The organism is Lysinibacillus macroides (assembly GCF_001281525.1).
Taxonomy (GTDB): domain Bacteria; phylum Bacillota; class Bacilli; order Bacillales_A; family Planococcaceae; genus Lysinibacillus; species Lysinibacillus macroides.
In genome coordinates this window covers 277409-298793 of sequence record NZ_LGCI01000008.1, presented here as the reverse complement: position 1 = coordinate 298793, position 21385 = coordinate 277409, and the positions used below count along the sequence as shown (strand labels likewise).

Here is a 21385-nt window from a genome sequence, read left to right as displayed (position 1 = left end):
GCTGTTTCTTTTTAGTAATTGTTACATACCAAATTTTTGACGATAGCCGCATTTTCTGCATAGCTCTTCCACAGCCTCTCTTCGTGAAAAGCCATCTACAATACGGTTAGCGCGTTTCCCCTCTATAATTTCTGCAAAGTTTTTCTCATGGACATTTCCTAAATTAATTACACCTTCTCCATCGAGACAGCACGGCACAACCGTGCCATCCACCAAAATAGCTGCTTGACTACGCAGTGCATGACAAAAACCTTTCCCCTCATCCTCAGGCGCTAATAGGCTTGGCCATCTAAATTCATGATCTTGATTCAAATAAATATGAGGACCAATCTTAATGCCTTTACCAGGCTCTACCTTTTCTTCAATATGGTAATCTAAACCATACTCGTTTTCCAAAATTTCCAATGTTCTCCGATTGCGACGTGCTGCAAGGCCAGAAACATGATCCTTTTGTAAATTCCATAAACGATAAGAAATAATCGTGTTATATTCCCTAGAATCACGTACAAAATCCAAAATATCTCCTAAATATTTCTCACGGTTTTCTGAGCCTTCATGACCGTCAAAGCTATGTAATGAAAAGTTAATTTGACGTAATGCTGGCTTACCTAATAATTTTTTTCGATTCTTTTTAATAAGTGTACCATTTGTTGTAATGTTGACTTTAAAGCCTTTTTCATGAGCAGCGTCTAGCAGTTGGTCAATGCGTGGGTGTAAAAGCGGCTCCCCTTTTACATGCAAATAAATATATTTAGTATATGGGCGAATTTCATCTAATATGTTATTAAATTGCTCTACTTTGATAAGTCCTTTCGTGCGAGCTGTTGGCGGACAGAAGCTACATGCTAAATTACAAACACTTGTTATTTCTATATACACTTTTTTAAATGTTCTCAACGTTTTTTCACCGTTCCAGTTCCGTAGATATTCAAATCTTATTTATTTTAACAAATTCATAGGATGGATAGCAAAAAACATACAGCTCCTCATTTTGTCATTAAAAAACTTCTATCTGTTCAAACATCCTTTCAACAGATAGAAGCTTTTGCTATACATGACGCTTATAATTTTTTGTCCCATCATATGAATACAGCATTGGCTTATTATCCACAGAGGTTTCCAAATGGACAGGGCGCCCCCAGAGTCGATAAATATAAGGCAATACATTTTCTAAATAATGGGGATCTAGCTCCATACCCTCATAGCCATGTACTAAATATAGCTCACCATTGCGTAAATAATCACCATTCTTCACAACAATATATGGGAAACCGCCATTAACACGCATAGATATAAGCTGATCTCGTACCATTTCATGATCTTTATCAGTCACACGGTATTCATTGCCCTTCTTTTGAAATAAATATAAATCTTCGCGTTTTGCCAAGTCTTTTGTTAAATAATTGCGTATAAAGGAAATATCAGATTCGATTTCTCTTACCTCAAATATTTTATCTCGCCCAGAGTTTGGTTTTATCCCTAGCTCCTTCATCTCCTCAGTAGGTTGATTATAGCGATGTTCAATATCCTCAAAAATCTTAATACCCAGATAATAGGGATTAATAGACGTTTTGGATGGCTGCACAACCCCTGCATTCAATTTAGCATATTCGATGGTCTCTGCAGTTGTTAGCTGTAACTCACGCATAATACGCTGATGCCAGAAGGAAGCCCATCCCTCATTCATTATTTTTGTTTCTAGCTGAGGCCAAAAATAAAGCATTTCCTCACGCATCATCGTTAGGATATCTCGTTGCCATTCCTCCAGCTCACGGCTATACTCCTCTAAAAATAACAATAAATCCTTCTCTGGCTTTGGTGGAAAATGCTTTATACGTCGTCTTACTGGCTTATAGACCTTCTCTTTTTCCTCTATACTCCATAAATCATCATAGGGTGATTTGGCTACAGGTTTTTCCTCTTCTAGCTCATCCTCCTCATTCCAAGAGAGCTTTGGCCGCATAAGTGATGGGTCAATATGCTCCTGAATAGCTAATACAGCATCCAAAAACTGCTCGACCTCATCCTTGCCATATTCCCTTTCGTAGCTAGCAATGCGCTCAGCTGTTGCAGTCATACTCTCTACCATATCTCTTCTTGTATTGGAAAAACGAACATTATTTTTAAAAAAGTCACAATGTGCTAACACATGGGCAATAATCAATTTATTTTGAGTTAAGGTATTGGTATCAAGCAAAAATGCATAGCAGGGATTAGAGTTAATGACAAGCTCATAAATCTGACTAAGCCCTAAATCATATTGAAGCTTCATTTTATGAAATTGTTTACCAAAGCTCCAATGCGAAAAACGTGTAGGCATACCATAGGCTCCAAATGTATAAATAATATCTGCTGGACAAATTTCATAACGCATTGGATAGAAATCTAAGCCAAACCCTGAGGCAATTTCAGTAATTTCATCAATGGCTCGTTGAAGCGCTTTTGTATCCATTGTACGCCCCCTCCTTTGAACGTGATACTGATCTTACTCTTCCTCTTTTTTGAAGAAGCTCTTTAACGCATCATACACATCACCTTTTTTACGCAAAATATGATACCTAAACTTGGGATCATCTATTTTTTTATACGTATACATTAATGTTGAAAAACGATTATGCTGATTGACCTCCCCATAGCCAAACATACTGGAGACATCCATTAACTCTCCGACCAGCTTCAGACACTTTTCGTTATCCATTGAAATATTTTCACCATCTGAAAAATGTACAGGATAAATATTGTAACGAGAAGGATGATATTTTTCCTGAATTAACTCTAATGCCTTTTTATAAGCAGAGGAGCAAATGGTTCCTCCGCTTTCACCCTTTGTGAAAAACTCCTCCTCTGTCACAACCTTTGCCTCTGTATGGTGCGCAATAAATTCTATTTCAACTGTTTCATATTTCGATCGTAAAAACTTAGTCATCCAAAAGAAAAAGCTACGGGCACAATATTTCTCAAAAGCACCCATCGAGCCACTTGTATCCATCATCGCAAGCACAACTGCTTTAGACTCTGGCTTTTCGACTTCATCCCATGTTTTAAAACGCAAATCATCATGATGAATTGGCGTTATTTGTGCTTTGCCCTTCATTGCATTACGCTTTAATGCATTTAAAATTGTGCGCTTTTTATCGACATTGCCCATTAACCCTTTTTTACGAATATCATTAAATTCTATTTTTTCTGTTTTAATATCTGCCTTTTCCTTCTGTTGTAAATTAGGTAACTCTAATTCGTGAAATAGAACTTTTTGAATTTCCTCAATGCTTACTTCCGCTTCATAGTAATCTTGGCCAGGCTTGTCACCTGCCTCTTTTCCTTTGCCTTGCGCCTGCTTTCCTTGACTGCCATCACGTGCCACTACATCACCGACATTACTATCGCCTTGTCCCTGCCCTACATGTTTAGAATTATCATAGTTATAACGAATTTTATATTCATCGAGGGAACGTATTGGAATTTTAATGACCTCGCGACCATTGGACATCACAATACTTTCTTCACTTACTAAATCAGGTAAATTGTTTTTAATCGCATCTTTTACTTTTTCCATATGCCGTTGTTGGTCTTGGTGCCCTTTACGATGGAGGGACCAATTTTCCTGAGAGATAACAAATCCTTTATTTTCGTGTTCAGTCATTTTTATCCTCACCCATCTATTAAATTCACTTTTTCTATACTATGCTTGGAAACCACGTTCTTGAACTTTTTTCATAAAATCCTTTTTGATGATAAAAGGAGTGCCCTAAAAATCGGACACTCCTATCTAGCTTAGGCCGTTAGCGGTTAAGCAAGCTTCCTACATATTGCAATAATTCATTAGCGGATGTTGTATTATAGCCATGCTCATCCACAAGTCTTGCTACAACCTCATTAATTTTCTTGAGCTGCGATTCATCAGGCATTTTTGAGGAGGTTGTAATTTTCACAACATCTTTTAAATCGGCAAACAATTTCTTTTGAATCGCTTCTCGTAATCTTTCATGAGAATTATAGTCAAAGCGTTTCCCTTTTCGTGCATAGGCAGAAATACGAATAAGTATTTCCTCACGAAATGCTTTTTTAGCATTTTCTGAGATGCCAATTTGCTCCTCAATCGAACGCATTAATTTTTCATCAGGATTCATTTCCTCCCCAGTCAGTGGATCATGAATTTTATTTTTATTACAAAACGCCTCTACATTATCGAGGTAGTTATTCATCAATGTTTTTGCTGATTCTTCATACGAGTAGACAAATGCCTTTTGCACTTCATTTTTAGCAATTTCATCATACTCTTTACGCGCAACTGCTATATAATTCATATATTTTTCGCGATCCTCTTGAGAAATGGACGCATGCTGATCCAACCCATCCTTTAGTGCCCGTAAGACATCTAATGCATTAATAGATGGTATCTCTTTGCGAATAATTGCAGAAGAAATACGGTTAATAATATAGCGTGGATCAATGCCGTTCATGCCTTCGTTCGGAAACTCTTTTTTCAGCTCCTCCAAGTCAACGGAATTAAATCCCTCCACATTTTCTCCGTCGTACAAGCGCATTTTCTTAATCAGATCCACACCTTGTTTTTTCGGCACTTCTAATCTTGTCAGCACCGAAAAGATCGCTGCGGCCTTTAATGCATGTGGCGCAATATGCACATGGGCCATATCACTCTCTTTAATCATCTTTTCATAAATATGCTCTTCCTGACTAACCTTTAAGTTATACGGAATTGGCATCACAATAATACGAGAATGTAATGCCTCATTCTTTTTATTAGAAATAAAGGAGCGATATTCAGTTTCATTTGTATGGGCAACAATCAACTCATCTGCACTAATTAAGGCGAATCTTCCTGCTTTAAAATTACCCTCTTGTGTTAAGGATAATAAATTCCACAAGAACTTTTCATCAAGCTTCAGCATTTCTTGGAATTCCATCATTCCTCGATTCGCCTTATTAAGTTCTCCATCAAAGCGATATGCACGAGGGTCAGACTCTGAGCCAAATTCACCAATCGTTGAAAAATCAATACTTCCTGTTAAATCTGCAATATCCTGTGATTTCGGGTCTGATGGTGTAAATGTTCCTATACCTACACGTTTATCTTCTGAAAAGGTAATACGTTCAATGATCACATTTTCAATGCGTCCCTCATATTCCTTTTCGAGACGCATCGTATTCAAAGGTGATAAGCTTCCTTCAATGCGTATACCATACTCCTCAAAAAAGTCATTACGCAAATGATGCGGAATTAAATGCAATGGGTCCTCATGCATTGGACATCCCTTAATAGCATAAACTGCGCCCTCATCTGTGCGTGAATATTGCTCTAATCCACGCTTTAGCAGGGTAACGATTGTTGATTTACCACCGCTAACGGGACCCATTAATAATAAAATACGCTTTCTAACATCTAACCTGCGTGCTGCTGGATGGAAGTATTCCTCCACCAGTCTTTCAATTGCTGATTCAAGCCCAAAAATTTCATGTCCGAAAAATTTGTACATTTTTTGCCCATCGCGTTCCTCTACACCAGAACTTTTTATCATATTGTAGACGCGTGAATGGGCTGTTTGAGCAACTTCAGGTCTTTCCCTAATGATGTTTAAATAATCAGCAAATGTCCCTTCCCACTTCAGCCTGTTTTCTTCTTCGCGATAGTTTTTCACTTTATCTAAAATGTTAATAGCCTTCCCTCCATTCAGGGCTTGATTTATAACATACTATGAAGGAAATGACATGATGATACCCATTACTTTTTCTTTCCTAAAGTTTCTTCTTATTTATCTTGGCTTAGCAAATATCTCAAACACCTGTTGAATCAAGGCAAAACCTTGGATTGAAAGGTAGCCGAAACATCATTGATTGGTATTTTTTCTACCAATAATCTTGCTGAATGAAGATAAAAATTTCGGTTATTCTAACGTTAGAAAGGAGGTCCATCATTGCAGCGCCATTTTCAGTTTCTTTTAGGCATTACACTGTTAGGCATTATATTGTACCCAACTAGCTCTTTTGCGAAGGAGGAGCTAACAGAAGCAGAAATTTTACAGCAGCGTATGTCCTATTATGTACAATTTGATGAATTACTCATTCCTTGGCATTTTTTAGCGGCTATTGATCAGTACGAAAGAAATCTACAGTCCGTTCGTAAAGATATTCCAACACGAGAAGGCTATTTGGCCATCCAATTTTCTGATGAATATTGGTCAGGTGCATTAAATCCTGTAAAGGAAGATACGCATCCTGAAACCATTAGCTATTTTGGTGGAATGGGCCTAGATGGTAATAATGATGGTATCGCAAGCCCTCAGGACGATGAAGATGTTATCTTCTCAACGGCTAGCTATTTGGGCAAATTTGGCATCACTGATGAAGATTTCAAATTAGCTTTATGGGAATATTATGGAAGTGAAGAAGCTGTTAATCAAATTTTCACCATTTCAACATTATACAGACATTTCAAAACGATTGAGCTGGATGCACATACCTTCCCCGTCAGCATTCAATATAATTACAGCTATAAGGGCACTTGGGGAGCTAACAGAGGCTGGGGCGGACGCCGTATCCATGAAGGAACGGATATTTTTGCAAACTATGGAACCCCTGTCTTATCTACCTCATATGGCGTTGTTGAAGTAAAAGGCTGGAATCAATTTGGTGGCTGGCGTATTGGTATCCGTGACAATCATAACTCCTATCACTATTATGCCCACCTCGGGAGCTATCATAAGGACATTGAAGTAGGTACAATCGTAGAACCAGGCACTGTGCTTGGCTATGTGGGAAGCTCTGGCTATGGGAAAGAAGGAACATCTGGTAAATTTCCTCCACATCTTCACTATGGGATATACAAATTTAATGGTAGAACCGAATGGGCTTTTGATCCGTACCCTTCTTTACTTCAATGGGAGCGACAAGCAAAAAATCAAAAACAATAGAGTTTTTTGTCAAGGGCACTTCAAGCATTTTGCTGAGAGTGCCTTTTTCAATAAATATATCTCGAAGGGGCATCAAATAATTGTTGGATCACTATATATTTTTGATCATTTATAGAATAGCACAATCGAAACTATTGTACTAAAAAACTATTTTTCAATAAAGTTCTTATGTATTTATACAAATAGGTATAAAATAATAATCATTATTGATTAATATACTCTATGCAGAGTTAGTAATGGGGTGGGAAAATGAAGGGTATTTTTCAGTTTAAAACGCTGAAAGCGCGCATTTTAAGTGCATTTATTCTATTATTATTATTCGTAGTTAGCTTTACAATCTATACGTATAGTTCCAATACAACTATGGAAAGGCAGGCGGAGAGTTTAGTAAAGGAGGATTTACTTGTTTTAAATGCTAGTAAAAACTTAGCTTTATCCATGAGTGTCCGTTTATCAGCAGCCCTTAACTATGTCATGACAGGTGATATAGCTCATAAAGAAACATTTAATGATTATCGTGCAATGGCTGAGGAAAATAATGCTATTCTGGAAAAATACGATGACTCTGATGAACGCCAAAAGCTTGTTGAATTGGCACGTAATTGGAGTAATCTTATAAACACTGAAGTATTTGATGTCTATCAAAAGGGGAATAAGGATTTAGCTCTAGCTAATTTGATGGAGGCCCAGAACCTTGTTACCCAAGTTCGCTATGGCTACGAGGAGCTTGCCAATAATCGTGCGGAAGCCATTACAACGATTGGCAATGAGGTGGTAGCAACTAGCTCAAAAAACCGAACAATTGGCATTATTTTTAGCTCACTCTTAACAGTCGCTGGTATCTTCATTGCAGTTGTTACAGCAAGCGTCATTGCTAAACCAGTAACTATTGTCGCTCATCGTATGCAGGAATTAGCCAGTGGTAATTTACGACTTGAACCCTTACCAGTAAAATCACAGGATGAAATTGGTACGCTTATCGTATCCGCTAATGAACTGAGTGACAAATTAAATCAGATGATTCACTCCATCCGTACGGTTTCAGAAACAGTTGCAGCAAGTAGTGAAGAGCTTGCTCAATCGGCAAATGAAGTACAAGCAGGTACTGAGCAAATTACAGTAACAATGCAAGAGCTTGCTTCTGGCACTGAGACACAAGCATCCACAACAGGTGACCTAGCCGAAACAATGACTACATTTAAGCATAGGATCCATGAAACAACACAGGAAGGTAATGAGCTAAAGGACCACTCCACGCATGTCCAAGATTTAACCGTTACAGGGAAAGGCTTCATGGTACAATCTACAGAGCAAATGGCTACTATTAATGGCATTATGTTAGATTCCGTTAAAAAAATTGAGCATCTGAATGAGCAATCCGCTGAAATTTCAAAGCTTGTCTCGGTTATCGATGATATTTCCAATCAAACAAATTTACTCGCTTTAAATGCAGCCATTGAAGCAGCGCGAGCAGGTGAGCATGGAAAGGGCTTTGCAGTCGTAGCAGATGAGGTTCGCCAACTTGCTGAACAAGTACAATTTTCTGTTACAGATATTTCCACAATTGTCCACCGTATTCAAGGCGAAACAGGGAATGTAACCAATGCCCTGCAAACAAGCTATGAGGAAGTCAAAAAAGGCTCCACACAGCTTACTCAAACAAACGAAACATTTGACCATATTTCACATGCAGTAGAGGATATGATGCATAATATTACTGCCATTTCAGCTAATTTGAATCAGCTTGCCGAAAATTCCGAGGCTATTCATGCCTCCATTAATAATATGGCCTCTATTTCCCAGGAATCAGCGGCAGGTGTTGAACAAACTACGGCTACTGTAGAGGAAACTGCTGCAACAATGGAGGAAATAACAAGAAACTCCGATCAACTAGCAGGCATGGCAGAGGAGCTAAATAACCAGCTACAGCAATTTAAAATTTAATAGTTTATTGTATCGAAAGCAAGGCAACAAGCACAGATACAATATTTACTACAAAAGTTAGGACTGTCGAAAAAATCTTTTATTTTCCGACAGTTCATTTTATTGCCAATGTTGAATTGGAACTCTTTCCAATTCATGACGTTTAATAATCACACTTATTTTTTGAAACCATTGCTCACATAGCTCTAATGCCTCCACGTAGTCATCTTCATCTCTTGCCATAGGATGGTCACTATTTTCCATAAATATATATTCGATAATAGGGTCTGCTAAATGATCAACTACTAGCTTTAATGATAGTTGCGAAACCGTATCTTCCTCATCTGGCTCCTCAGCTTCTCCTAATAATGAGCTACTGATTAAGTAGTTTTTCGCTTTTCGTACCATCGCTTCATCTTCCACAATTGCTACTTCATAGATTTTTTTAAATGGAATCTCTGTTATTTTTAACGCTTCATCCAATGCTTCTCGCTGTGCCAGAATAAGTCGATTTGTGTGCTCATTTAACAACAGAGCATTTAAAAAATCATTTGATATCGTGCACTGTGTATGAGGGATAGCTGTTATCTCTGCCTCAATTGCCTCCCTCCTATCAGCTAAACGCTGTAGGGTGATGGAACGAGCTTTTAGATAACGTACGCTGCCTATTCCGACTAATGCGACACCAATAATGAAAAAAAGCTGCTGAACAATGATAATGTCGATAGCATTTGCTAATAAAAGATAGATAATTCCTAATAAAATGAAAAAAATAGTTTTCATTTATCCCCCACCCTTGGCTAGAAAAATCGTTTCATCTACTAGCAATCATATTCCCAATTCTATCTTTTCATGCTTCTTTCCTATAGGCTGCTCACGAAAAAAGGCATCGAGCTGTTGCTTCTCGATACCTTTTACTCTGTTTATATTACTTACCCCTAAGTGTTTGAGTATATTATATGTTTTGTGTAACAAGTAGCACTGATGGTATAAAGGATAGCGCAAACATTGCAACATACCATAGTGATGTACGGCGTAATGAAAAACGAACCTTTTTGCGTTCTGCATAAAAAATATCTAACATAATTGCAACAATAAAAGGCATTGTAATACATGCAATAGCAACTAATAAGATGTCAAAATAAATCATACAAGCACCCCTCTTTGTGAACACTTTTCATCATTTTTGTGAACATTTTGTGATAAATAAATTGTACATAATTTCGTCACAAAATGTCAACAATTTTTAATGAAGATAACGGGATTTTTAGGTTGACAAATGTATTAGCCTCTATATTTATAAGTTAAGCCTCTTAAAAAATTTCGTACGAATGAATCACCACACTCTTTATAATTACGATGACTTGGATTTCTTAAAATAGCACCTAATTCACCTTTTGTCACCTTAATTCCACCATCGTATAAAATCTCAAGCATCTCCTCAGTTGTTAAAGCTAAGGCAATTTTTACTTTTTTTAATAGCATATTATTTGGGCTTTCTTTGCCAGATACAGGGAGCGGTCCTTTTGGCTGTCCTTCCTTTGGTTTCTGTGGCCCACGTTTAAAAGTAATTAATCCGTTTAAAAATGCTTCTAACGTTTTGTTATTACATTTGATGTATTCTTCTGGTGCTTCTTCCTCATCATTAATCTTAATTAGCATATTTAATACTTCTTCCTTTGTATAATTCATGCCACCTAGTTTAAAAATTTCTACCATATCTACATTTTTTATATCGAACGCATAGCGTAAACGAATTAAGATATCGTTATTTGTCATTATGTTGTTCCTCCTTTAATTAACCTTATATAGTAAAGAGCCAGGCTTAATTATAACAGAGAGTTTGCTGATTATTGCTAGCTTTCCACAAGTTGTTGTTGTTAGCAATTAGCGTGTGCATTTCCTACTTTTTAAATGTATGAAAAGTTTAATCGCAACCATTCTAAGCTCAAGGAGGTGAGAACAATGGCTAACAATAATCGCAATTCAAATAAACTTCTAGTACCTGGTGTACATGAAGCTGTCAATCAAATGAAATATGAAATTGCACAAGAGTTTGGCGTTCAACTAGGGCCAGAAGCATCTTCTCGCGCAAATGGTTCTGTTGGAGGAGAAATTACAAAACGCCTTGTAGAAATCGCGGAAAAACGTTCAAAAGGTTTATTATAGAAAATAAAAAGAACGAATCTCCATTAAATGGATTTCGTTCTTTTATTATTACCCTGATTGTTCAATAAAATTTTGAGCGAATTGATAAATGACATGTGCAGGTACAGCTAAATTAAGATTTTGACCATCATTAAAACCTGCTGTAATTAAACCTACTAATCGCCCTTGCATATCCAATAAAGCACCACCAGAGCTACCGTTTGAAATGGCAGCCGTAAACTGAATCATCGACATTTGACGAATATCTCGAAAGCCTGACACAATACCATCCGAAACAGAATTAAATAACCCTAGAGGACTGCCAATCGCAACAATTTTCTGCCCTCGCACTAATTGACCATCCATTTTAACAGGTAACGCTTTGCTTGTTCTGTTGACCTTCAATATAGCCAAATCATGAATATCATGATATTTCACAAATTGGGCTGTTATATACTCATTCGTATCGTTTTCGTAGAGCACCGAATAATATTCCCCACCACTCACAACGTGCAAGTTCGTTAAAATATAGCCATCTCGATGTAAAACAACACCAGAGCCAAAGCATAAAACTTTTTGGTCCGGTCCAAATGTTTTAATCATCACAACAGATGTAGCAAAGGAGGCTAGTTGCTCATAGCTACATTCCTCTATAGGTATCGTCCTAGAGCTTGGAGTCGGAATCATAGTTGATTGCGGTGATACTATACTTAGCTTTGGAATCGTTAGCTCTTTGTCATAGATAGCCTGACACATATGTAAAGTGGATGAAGCCGCTATTATAGGATACACATTTGCCATATCTTGTTTAGGGTTCATATAGCAAATATCACAGCCGAGTGTTGATAAGAAATATAAGAATAATATTTCATGCTGTGTACTATCACCAATAAAAACAATTTTTTGTGACGCTTGCTGATCAGCAAAAATTTGAGGCATATAATAATCTATCCAATATAAAAATTTTACTGCAAAATTCTTAAGCAAGGTGTCATTAGCATCAGGATGATTTTCTTTATAAATATGAATGATTTGTTTAAAGCTAAGCTTTTTTGTCCATTCAATGCGTTCATCCTTTAATTTACTGCCTAAAGATATCTTATTAAGTAGCTGCGGTTGAGCCATAGCGGTCTGCCAATTTTCCCAAACGTCCGTAAATTTCTGAATAGCTGCTTTATTTGTAAGCACCTCAAGCTTATGCAATCGTAAATAACATACATCTTGCTTGTTGGCATAAAAATACGCGTCCATTTTTTGAATATCTTCTATATAATGCTCTATAGAATCAGAGATGCCGATATATCGTAAAAATAGTACTTCCTTTGTAAGAGCATGTGGATTATCATTGGTTTGCATAAACGCTTGAAAAGGGTTTTTCACCTTTTTATATTTGATTTTTAACGGTTTAGTGGTTACAACCATATTCATCCAACTCCTCTAAGCATGTTATCTATTATTTGTAAAAATACGCTTATCGAATATTGCTTTTAGTTCTCATTTAATCCATTAGCTAATCTTGTACCCAATTTTTCTTTATACAAGTTCTCTAATTCAATGACTTCCTTTTGCAAAATAGTTTTTGGTATGACTTGTAGAATTGAAAATTGAAATTGACGATAATAATCAGGATGCTCTGTTAAGTACTTGATTAACCTTTTATTATTTCCATGTTTTGTTTCCACGTACATTTTCCATCTTTGAAATAAACTATCAGCCCCATATGCAGAGCCAACATATTGTCTGCCTTCTGTTAAATCGGTAATCAAATAAATAGCATGAACAGATTTTAAAGCATCATGCCAATTTTCATAAGTTACTTGATTGTCGATGATTTGCTTTAATTGATCGTACATAAGCACAATTTTTTCATACCCTTTAAATTCAAGGCTTGGCACACTTTTAATTGCGATAATAGGTTTATCATTGATTGCTCGCTGGCTCCAGTTAACCGTCCCTTTCCCCCAATCAATATATAATCGGTTTATTAAATCACTATAGTCATTTGTTTCTATTAGCTCATGGTAAATATTTTGGGGATGCGCTAATAATGCTTGTGGTACTTTGTCAGAAAAAAGATGCGCCTCTATTGGCTGTGAAACGAGTGTCGGCTTATAGCAGCCCACTAATCTCGCTGTTGTTCCTTGATCCCCTACAAAATTTAAAACTAAGTCCACATCATTATAAAAACCTGGTACTTGCATTTTTGTATATTCCAAAACACAGTTTGCATCATAGGCTACTTTAAATCGCTTATGATTCATTGAATGACGTAATAATTTAACGCGTTGTAAATCGAAATTTTCCTTTTTCAATAGATCAGAAAGCATGAATGAATAGCTAGTAGTCATGTAAAAATGTCCCCCAGTGTTTTAAAGGTTATCTGAATACCCCTATCAGCTTACGGGTTGCTTGCTTCAAAGTTATCCAGCAATGCACGCACTTCATCTGTTGATTTCGTCTGCATCAATTGATTTCTTAGCTCACCTGCTCCACGGAATCCTTTAACATAAATTTTGAAAAAGCGATGAAGCCCTGTGATGGGACGTGGTAAAACTTCTGCATATTGCTCTTGAAGATCGAGTTGCAATCTTAAAAGATCCAGGTATTCTTTTCTGCTATGCTCTTTTGGCTCTTTTTCAAAAGCAAACGGATTTTTAAAAATACCTCGCCCGATCATCACGCCATCAATACCATATTGTTCAGCAAGCTGTAGCCCTGTTTGACGGTCAGGAATATCTCCATTAATGGTTAGTAACGTATTCGGGGCGATACGATCACGTAATTTTTTAATTTCAGGAATAAGCTCCCAATGGGCATCGACTTGACTCATTTCCTTTCTTGTTCGTAAATGAATCGAAAGGTTGGCAACATCCTGCTTGAAAATATGTGTTAGCCATTCCTCCCACTCGTCTACATCTGTGTAACCAAGTCGTGTTTTTACGCTAACAGGTAGCCCACCCGCTTTTGCTGCTTGAATAAGCTCTGCCGCAATATCTGGACGTAGAATAAGGCCACTGCCTTTTCCCCTCGATGCCACATTTGGTACAGGGCAGCCCATATTAATATCAATGCCCTTAAACCCTAGCTCTGCCATGCCCATACTCATTTGACGGAAATAGTCGGGGTTATCTCCCCAAATATGTGCCACCATCGGCTGCTCGTCTTCTGTAAAAATCAAACGTCCGCGCACACTTTTCATCCCCTCTGGATGACAATAGCTATCCGAGTTTGTAAACTCTGTAAAAAATACATCTGGTCGCCCAGCCGCACTGACTACGTGACGAAAAACAACATCTGTCACATCTTCCATTGGTGCTAATACAAAAAATGGTCGCGGTAAATCACGCCAAAAATTATCGATCATTTTTAATTTCAATCCTTTCGCGATGAAATACATTAATCTTAATTACCCCTACTTTTAAACTGTCAATAGGTTTAAGCCATTATTATAGTATAACCTAGCTATTGTGATTTTTCTTCATATACATAATGCCTTTTTTGAATCCGCTCAGAAGATTCCTAAGGCAATTCAAAGGCGCAATTCACAAAATCAATAGAATAATGGAAGTGACAGTTGAGAGACTTACATGTTAGATTATAGGTATTCACTGTCGAATGTATCAGGGGGGATTGCTTGAAATTTGAGGAACAAAATAGTTTATCTAAAGGAGGGTGTTTAATCTGTGAACATACAAGAAAGATTGAGGACAAAGGAAACTACATGGACATTTATAATTCTATTAATTTTCTTAGTTTCATTCGCTGGAATCGGTACTAACCAACCTGCCAAAGCAAGCGAAATCAGTACTATTTTCACCGACCTAGAGCTAGGTAGTGAGGTTGAAAAAGCTTTGGTAAACTTGGTACAACAACAAATTATTTTTGGCTATTCAGATGGCACATACCGTCCGTCAGAAAAATTGAATCGTGGACAATCTGCAGCTATTCTCGCCAGAGCTCTACAACTCGACTTGGATGTAGTAGATAACAACATCGCTTTTTCTGATGTGGATGAAAGCTCTTGGTATTATAAGTCGATTGCTGCTGTTGTAAATGCTGGAATATTTCAAGGGTATTCAGATGGAACATTTAAACCTGATCAATCACTTACACGTGCAGAGATGGCGAAAATTCTCATAGTTGCTTACCAATTACCAGAAGAAGAATTAGTGATCAACCCTTTTAAAGATGTATCTTCAATCAGTTGGTATGCTCCTTACTTGACTTCATTGATACAAAATAAAATTACAACTGGAACTTCACCGACAACTTACTCTCCTAATGATACAGTTAATCGTGGAGAAATGGCATTATTTATCTACCGTTGTCAACAATTGGTACAACAACCGATTGAGAGGATAATTGATGCTGAAGTGACGACAATCACTTCAGATTCAGTTCAACTAGGTAATGAAAGCTTTACACTAGCTGATGATCAAAAAAATTGGATTACTCCTGAAAACCTTCCAATCTTAAAAAATTCACGAATAAAAGCTCAAGTTATTGGAGAAAAAATAAGCCATATTGAATCTATTACTCTTCATACAAATAGGCAAATAGATGATGAAAATGAAAAAGCAAATACAATGTTAACAGGTAATGGGTCCGTTATTGATGCGACTGTAATTATAAATGGTGACAATTTATCCATTAAAGACATTACGATAACAAAGGATTTAATTTTAGAGAGCGGTGTTCAAAATAGTTTTTATGCTGAAAATGTCTTAGTAAAAGGTTCAACAATCCTATCAAATTCACGAAAATTAATGGCATCAAAAACAGATGATCCATTTATGTTATCAGATATCCACAATAGTCATAAACCTAAATTGCATTTTCAATATTCAACTTTGCAATCCATTGAAGTCACATCAGCGTTTTTCATCATTGAATTAACAGATGAAACGAAAGTGAATGAAATAAATCTTTTAGCTGATGCTAGTATCGAATCAGAAGAAAATATAGCCATCCCTATCGTCAAAGTTAATAGTTCTATAAATGTACTGCTAAATGCAAGGATAGATTCCTTATTCATTGAAAATAGAAATAGTAGAGTTAGCCTTAGAAATAACGCTAGAATTGAAAATTTATATTTAGAACCAGTAAGTGATGTAAAATTAATTTTCCCTGACTATGAATTAATAAAACACAAAATTATTAGAATTAATGGCGTTCCGAATATAGATTTGCAACCTTCGACTGGTAGCTCACCTAATAGCGGTTCGTCTAACTCAGAAGAAAATTCCTATTTAATTGCAGCTAAAAATGCTGTTGCTTGGTTATTTTCGGACAGTTCAAAAACTGCTTTGAAAGCAAGTGTAGACCAAGCTACTATCGACGAGGCGACTGCTAAAGTAGCTCTTGTTGCTGATGGAACCGCAAAATCTGCATTAGTCGCTGATCTTCAAGTAGCTCAACAACTTTTAAATGGAGCCCTTGCTAATTTACAAGCAGCTACTGATGCTGTAAGTCATTTATTCACGGACAATTCAAAAACTGCTTTGATGGCTGATGTAGATCAAGCTGCTATTGACGAGGCGACTGCTAAAGTAGCTCTTGTTGCTGATGGAACCGCAAAATCCGCATTAGTCGCTGATCTTCAAGTAGCTCAACAACTTTTAAATGGAGCCCTTGCTAATTTACAAGCGGCTACTGATGCTGTAAGTCATTTGTTCACGGACAGTTCAAAAACTGCTTTGATGGCTGATGTAGACCAAGCTGCTATCGACGAGGCGACTGCTAAAGTAGCTCTTGTTGCTGATGGAACCGCAAAATCCGCATTAGTCGCTGATCTTCAAGTAGCTCAACAACTTTTAAATGGAGCCCTTGCTAATTTACAAGCGGCTACTGATGCTGTAAGTCATTTGTTCACGGACAGTTCAAAAACTGCTTTGATGGCTGATGTAGACCAAGCTGCTATCGACGAGGCGACTGCTAAAGTAGCTCTTGTTGCTGATGGAACCGCAAAATCCGCATTAGTCGCTGATCTTCAAGTAGCTCAACAACTTTTAAATGGAGCCCTTGCTAATTTACAAGCGGCTACTGATGCTGTAAGTCATTTGTTCACGGACAGTTCAAAAACTGCTTTGATGGCTGATGTAGACCAAGCTGCTATCGACGAGGCGACTGCTAAAGTAGCTCTTGTTGCTGATGGAACCGCAAAATCCGCATTAGTCGCTGATCTTAAAGTAGCTCAAGATTTACTTGACAAAATCTTAACAGCGCCAATCATAACTGCTACTGCTCCAAATAATAACACCGTGCAATTTACCTTTTCCGATGATGTTACATGGAGAAGCAGCATTACTGGGATTTATCTAAATGGCAACTCAGTTCCTATCCACAGCGCTCGCATCAATACATCTACTTCTGGTCTTATTGTTATTGATCTTTCTGGTGCTTCTCTATCTCCAGGAACACATCGATTTCTTATTAAAGCCCAAGGCTATAAAAATGTTGAGGTAATAATTATTATAAATAGTTAAATATGGAGGATACAAAAAATTTATTAAATTGCATCCTATAAGGTAGGCATTTTGAAAAAGTCTACCCTATAGGGTGTTTTTTTATAGTGAGAACAGAAATACTAGAAGAAAAGTTAACACGATTAGAGATAAAATCGTTTATTATAGTCGGAAAATTCCGTTATATAATCCCATTCATCAAAAAATCATCCATAAAAATAACTCTTTGACCAATTCCTCGATCAAAGAGCTATTTCCTCTATAACACCTTAAATTGATTAACAGCATCACTTAATTTATCACTTAGCTCCACCAGTGTTCCTGCTGCATCTGTGACAGATTGGATGGCACGAAGCTGTTCATCTGTTGAAGCACTCACCTCTTCACAGGCTGCTGCTGTTTCCTGTGAAGTTGCTGCCATTGCTTGAATTGTTTCGGTAACATCATCTTTGTGTACCGCTACTTTTTGAATTTCTTCATATACTACGTCAATAGAATCCTGCATTTCTGACATAAGCATCGAGATTTCACTAAATGTTGTTTCAGTGGCGTTGACAACATTGCTCTGTCGTAGGAAGTTTTCACGAGTTTCACTCATTTGCTGCGTAACAAGCTGAGATTCTACTTGTAGCTCTTGAACCGTCATTTTTACTTCTTCTGTCGAGCGTGCTGATTGCTCAGCAAGCTTACGTACTTCTTCGGCAACAACTGCAAAGCCTTTTCCATGCTCCCCTGCACGTGCTGCTTCAATACTTGCATTTAGGGCAAGCAAATTCGTTTGTGAGGAAATTTCCGTAATGGTTTCCATAACCCCGCCAATTGCCTTCACTTTATTTTCTAATGTGCTGATCACTTCAAACATCGATCGCAAGCTTTGCTCCCAATCATTGAAGGACAATTTCAGCTCTTGCATTCTACCTTGTCCATCCTTGTTCATGTCACCTGTTTTTGTGGCAATATCCGACATAGTTCTAGCCTTCACCGTAATTTCGTTAATTTGCTGACTAAGTAAGTCAACACGTTCCGTAGCAGTTTCAGCGTCTTCTGCCGATTTAGCAGCACCCTGTGCAATTTCACCGACTGCGTGAGAAACTTCGATGCTTGAAGCGCTTGTTTCTTCGGCGACTGCACTTAGACTTTCTGAGTTCGCACGGACATTTTCCGCAGAACCATTTACAACAGCAATAATGGTGTTCATATTATCAATCATTCCATTAAAATTATCGCCAAGTTCACCAATCTCATCTTTCGTTTTGATATCAGAACGAACTGTTAAATCCCCTTGAGATACAGAATTCATCAGTGCTTTTAGTGTTTCAATCGGTTTAATTGTTCGACTAATTACGAAATAAAGCACGATAAATAGGATGACTAAAGTGGCTAAGGATACAAATAATATCGTATTTCGCAGTTCTATTGCCGCTGCATTTATATTTTTACTATCATAAAATGTTGCCACTTTCCAATTAAGCTCCGGCAGAGTTGTAAAGAGCAATAATTTATCGGTACCTTCATCGTTATAATAGAGGTGCCCACTCTCCTTGCCATCTTTATACATGTTCTCGATAAAAGGCTGTTCCATCATATTTTCACCACTTAATGTTGGATGAACAATGGCACTTCCCTCTGGGTCTAATAGGGCGGGATAGCCATCATAGCCAAGTTCAATTTCAAGAATGGTATCCGTAAGCGCAGATAGCTCAATGCTAATTCCAACAACTCCTAAAAGTTGCCCATTGCGTTGTACGGCCTTAGCTGCGGTAATTGCATAATCTCCAGTTGCAGCATCAATGTATGGATTCGTCCAATACACAGCATCAGGATTACTAGCGGCTTCTTTGTACCACTCACGGCTTGTTGGATCAAAATCGGAACCTAAATCTACATGGGGAATATGAATCATTTCCCTAGTTGGAAAAGCAAAATAAATAAAAGCAGCATCATCGTATGTATCCAAAAATTGAGAAAGCTCATTCTCAAGAGTCGGAAAAGTATGACTGCCTGGATTTTCTACTTCCATGAGATTCTCAAAATTACGAGAATTTGATAACTGATCAAGCCCTTTTTCATATTGCTGTAGATAATTGTTGATGGAGTCAGACATTTGATTAACAAAGATAGTGCTCTGCGCAATCACGTTTTCCTCCGTTTTATTTTTCATTTCAGTGATACTGATGATGCTCAGCGTTAAAATACCGACAATGAACAACGTCATCACAATGAAAATAATTTTTGTTTTAATGGACTTATACAAACTGAATCATCTCTCTTTACTTTCATTTTAATCAACAGGATATAATTTTATTTAGTCTAATTTACTAGTTTCCTCCTCAAATTCGATATCAAATGATTCATTTTACACACACTTTTTAGAATACCATATTTTCAAAAAATTCAAATATAAAATATTTCGAGAAGCGATTTATTTTTACAAATTAAAAAAGCACCAAATTCAGTACCTCAATCTGAATTTAGTGCTTTAAAGCTCTATTTTGCTATTAAAATAAAACTGTGCGACGCATTGTATATGTGACAACATATGCAATGCTAGTAGGTTGCCCGTTTCTATTTAGGTACCCTTTGAGCCCCTTACGCAACCATTAATTATATAGCAAGGATGTTTTTTCAAAAGGATTTCTAACTATTCTAGTCCTGCAATCCCAAAGCCTCCAGGTCCAGCATGAGTAGAAATCATTGCACCAGCTTGCATCCATGTTATAGTTTTGAAGCCTGTTTCCTTTGCAATTTCATCCATTCGTCTTTTAATATTTTCATCAAGTCCGATTGAGTAGATCAAATACAGCTGTTTTCTATCAATGTCGTATTGGTTTAAGTAATCTCGCATAAGTTTTTCCGCAACGATGCTCATATTCCCACGATATTTTCTAGTTGAAACAAGTTTTCCTTCTTTTAATTCGATGCAGGGCTTTATTTTTAATAATGCCCCTCCAATATAAGCAATGTTACTTACCCGTCCACCTGCTCTTAGAAAATCTAAACTGCCAGGAATGAAAGCCAGCCTTGCTTTAGGAACTACGGATTCTATTTTTTCTATTAGGTGAACATGATTAATGGAAGGTTCTTCCTCAAGCAGAGTGGCTGCATACATCACGATTGCGGCTAATCCACCTGTCACGTTTAGCGCATCAATAAGAAAAATGTCTTCGAAATCTTCTGCTGCAATTAATGCACTTTGAAAGGAAGCAGATGCTTTTGATGTATAGCCAATATGAATAATAATGCTATTAGGAAAATCTATTCTAATTTTCGTAAATAAATCATGATACTCATGTACATTCGTTGCTGCTGTAGAAGGTATTCTTTTTGTACGACTATGATACTCAAAAACTTCCTCTACAGATAGCTTGCCATCTAAATAATCCTTCCCATCCACGATCACGTGCATCGGTACCACTTGAATTTGATGTTTTTCAACCAGATCTTTCGATAAATCTGCTCCACTCTCTGTCGATAAAATAATCCTTCTCATTTTACCTTCCTTCCAACTAACGCAACTATTCCTGCGTATTTATTATAATTCACTTTAAATATACACTAAACTAGGAGATTATTTACTAAAATATTCAGAGAATTCAATCACAAAGCAGAATGTCAGCTCTCGTGCTGTTCTCACTCCAATCTAATTTCAGAAGAATTTTCATATATTATGCACAATACCAGTTTAATAGTAAACGGGTATAATATCTTTGTTTTCCTAGTATATATCAAGTATTTTTGCAAAAATTCCTTTCAATAAACAAACTTTAATCGTTATAAATCTTCCCATAATTCGTTTATATCACTTTATTCTCCTCTTTTGTAGCCCACTTCATTAGCTCAATAAGTTCAACAAAATATCTTTATTCATTTTTTAATAAAAAAAGAACGAATTTCTTTAATAAGAATTCGTTCCTGATA

The 21385-nt window shown here is 37.0% G+C and carries 16 protein-coding genes; 4 read left to right on the top strand and 12 right to left on the bottom strand.

The window, feature by feature from the left end:
• Window positions 1–21: 21 nt before the first annotated feature.
• The 4 genes from ADM90_RS13500 to ADM90_RS13485 all read right to left on the bottom strand — a co-directional run bounded on the left by ADM90_RS13500 (window position 22) and on the right by ADM90_RS13485 (window position 5678).
• Complete coding sequence (locus tag ADM90_RS13500) at window positions 22–897, bottom strand: radical SAM/SPASM domain-containing protein (RefSeq protein WP_053995487.1); 876 nt, start codon at window positions 895–897, stop codon at window positions 22–24.
• Between the two features lie 151 nt (window positions 898–1048).
• Window positions 1049–2452: a SpoVR family protein gene (locus ADM90_RS13495; RefSeq protein WP_053995486.1), complete on the bottom strand. Its 1404-nt coding sequence runs from the start codon at window positions 2450–2452 to the stop codon at window positions 1049–1051.
• 33 nt (window positions 2453–2485) lie between these two features.
• Entirely contained in the window at window positions 2486–3643 is a 1158-nt protein-coding gene (yhbH, locus tag ADM90_RS13490; protein ID WP_053995485.1) for a sporulation protein YhbH, read from the bottom strand.
• A gap of 139 nt (window positions 3644–3782) precedes the next feature.
• Entirely contained in the window at window positions 3783–5678 is a 1896-nt protein-coding gene (locus ADM90_RS13485) for a PrkA family serine protein kinase (RefSeq protein ID WP_053995484.1), read from the bottom strand.
• Between the two features lie 258 nt (window positions 5679–5936).
• Between ADM90_RS13485 and ADM90_RS13480 the strand changes: the two genes are divergently transcribed.
• Window positions 5937–6932, top strand: a complete 996-nt coding sequence (locus ADM90_RS13480; RefSeq protein WP_053995483.1) for a M23 family metallopeptidase — start codon at window positions 5937–5939, stop codon at window positions 6930–6932.
• Window positions 6933–7181: 249 nt separating this feature from the next.
• Entirely contained in the window at window positions 7182–8876 is a 1695-nt protein-coding gene (locus ADM90_RS13475) for a methyl-accepting chemotaxis protein (RefSeq protein ID WP_053995482.1), read from the top strand.
• 99 nt (window positions 8877–8975) lie between these two features.
• Here the strand turns inward: ADM90_RS13475 and ADM90_RS13470 are convergent, their stop codons facing one another.
• From ADM90_RS13470 to ADM90_RS13460, 3 genes are all read right to left on the bottom strand, one after another.
• Complete coding sequence (locus ADM90_RS13470) at window positions 8976–9638, bottom strand: hypothetical protein (RefSeq protein WP_053995481.1); 663 nt, start codon at window positions 9636–9638, stop codon at window positions 8976–8978.
• Window positions 9639–9810: 172 nt separating this feature from the next.
• The gene (locus ADM90_RS13465; protein ID WP_053995480.1) at window positions 9811–10005 is read right to left on the bottom strand and encodes a hypothetical protein; all 195 of its coding nucleotides are present in this window, start codon (window positions 10003–10005) and stop codon (window positions 9811–9813) included.
• A gap of 134 nt (window positions 10006–10139) precedes the next feature.
• Window positions 10140–10634, bottom strand: coding sequence for a YehS family protein (locus ADM90_RS13460; RefSeq protein WP_053995479.1), 495 nt, complete (start codon window positions 10632–10634; stop codon window positions 10140–10142).
• Window positions 10635–10820: 186 nt separating this feature from the next.
• On the opposite strand from ADM90_RS13460, the gene ADM90_RS13455 reads away from it, so the two are divergent.
• A complete protein-coding gene (locus ADM90_RS13455) occupies window positions 10821–11024 on the top strand; it encodes an alpha/beta-type small acid-soluble spore protein (protein WP_053995478.1) in 204 nt (67 codons plus the stop codon).
• Between the two features lie 48 nt (window positions 11025–11072).
• On the opposite strand, the gene ADM90_RS13450 is transcribed toward ADM90_RS13455, so the two are convergent.
• The 3 genes from ADM90_RS13450 to ADM90_RS13440 form a co-directional block, all read right to left on the bottom strand.
• Window positions 11073–12425 carry a trypsin-like peptidase domain-containing protein gene (locus ADM90_RS13450; RefSeq protein ID WP_053995477.1) on the bottom strand — a complete coding sequence of 451 codons (1353 nt, stop codon included), beginning with the start codon at window positions 12423–12425 and terminating at the stop codon, window positions 11073–11075.
• A gap of 65 nt (window positions 12426–12490) precedes the next feature.
• Window positions 12491–13351, bottom strand: a complete 861-nt coding sequence (locus ADM90_RS13445; RefSeq protein ID WP_053995476.1) for a GIY-YIG nuclease family protein — start codon at window positions 13349–13351, stop codon at window positions 12491–12493.
• Window positions 13352–13401: 50 nt separating this feature from the next.
• The gene (locus ADM90_RS13440; protein WP_053995565.1) at window positions 13402–14367 is read right to left on the bottom strand and encodes a tRNA dihydrouridine synthase; all 966 of its coding nucleotides are present in this window, start codon (window positions 14365–14367) and stop codon (window positions 13402–13404) included.
• Between the two features lie 319 nt (window positions 14368–14686).
• Here ADM90_RS13440 and ADM90_RS13435 point away from each other — a divergent pair, with 319 nt between their 5' ends.
• Window positions 14687–17488 (top strand): toxin Cry1Ac domain D-VI-related protein, encoded by a 2802-nt coding sequence (locus ADM90_RS13435; RefSeq protein ID WP_053995475.1) that lies wholly within the window; start codon window positions 14687–14689, stop codon window positions 17486–17488.
• Window positions 17489–17726: 238 nt separating this feature from the next.
• Here ADM90_RS13435 and ADM90_RS13430 read toward each other — a convergent pair whose 3' ends face one another.
• Together ADM90_RS13430 and ADM90_RS13425 are read right to left on the bottom strand one after the other, a co-directional pair.
• Window positions 17727–19721 carry a methyl-accepting chemotaxis protein gene (locus ADM90_RS13430; RefSeq protein ID WP_053995474.1) on the bottom strand — a complete coding sequence of 665 codons (1995 nt, stop codon included), beginning with the start codon at window positions 19719–19721 and terminating at the stop codon, window positions 17727–17729.
• 387 nt (window positions 19722–20108) lie between these two features.
• The gene (locus ADM90_RS13425) at window positions 20109–20957 is read right to left on the bottom strand and encodes a DegV family protein (protein WP_053995473.1); all 849 of its coding nucleotides are present in this window, start codon (window positions 20955–20957) and stop codon (window positions 20109–20111) included.
• Window positions 20958–21385: the final 428 nt, after the last annotated feature.

What these genes read in the sequence shown, in the direction of transcription:
- ADM90_RS13475 (WP_053995482.1), top strand. Translation starts at nt 7,182, where the DNA reads ATGAAGGGTATTTTTCAGTTTAAAACGCTGAAAGCGCGCATTTTAAGT.
- yhbH (WP_053995485.1), bottom strand. Translation starts at nt 3,643, where the DNA reads ATGACTGAACACGAAAATAAAGGATTTGTTATCTCTCAGGAAAATTGG.
- ADM90_RS13465 (WP_053995480.1), bottom strand. Translation starts at nt 10,005, where the DNA reads ATGATTTATTTTGACATCTTATTAGTTGCTATTGCATGTATTACAATG.
- ADM90_RS13495 (WP_053995486.1), bottom strand. Translation starts at nt 2,452, where the DNA reads ATGGATACAAAAGCGCTTCAACGAGCCATTGATGAAATTACTGAAATT.
- ADM90_RS13460 (WP_053995479.1), bottom strand. Translation starts at nt 10,634, where the DNA reads ATGACAAATAACGATATCTTAATTCGTTTACGCTATGCGTTCGATATA.
- ADM90_RS13450 (WP_053995477.1), bottom strand. Translation starts at nt 12,425, where the DNA reads ATGGTTGTAACCACTAAACCGTTAAAAATCAAATATAAAAAGGTGAAA.
- ADM90_RS13455 (WP_053995478.1), top strand. Translation starts at nt 10,821, where the DNA reads ATGGCTAACAATAATCGCAATTCAAATAAACTTCTAGTACCTGGTGTA.
- ADM90_RS13425 (WP_053995473.1), bottom strand. Translation starts at nt 20,957, where the DNA reads ATGAGAAGGATTATTTTATCGACAGAGAGTGGAGCAGATTTATCGAAA.
- ADM90_RS13445 (WP_053995476.1), bottom strand. Translation starts at nt 13,351, where the DNA reads ATGACTACTAGCTATTCATTCATGCTTTCTGATCTATTGAAAAAGGAA.
- ADM90_RS13470 (WP_053995481.1), bottom strand. Translation starts at nt 9,638, where the DNA reads ATGAAAACTATTTTTTTCATTTTATTAGGAATTATCTATCTTTTATTA.
- ADM90_RS13440 (WP_053995565.1), bottom strand. Translation starts at nt 14,367, where the DNA reads ATGATCGATAATTTTTGGCGTGATTTACCGCGACCATTTTTTGTATTA.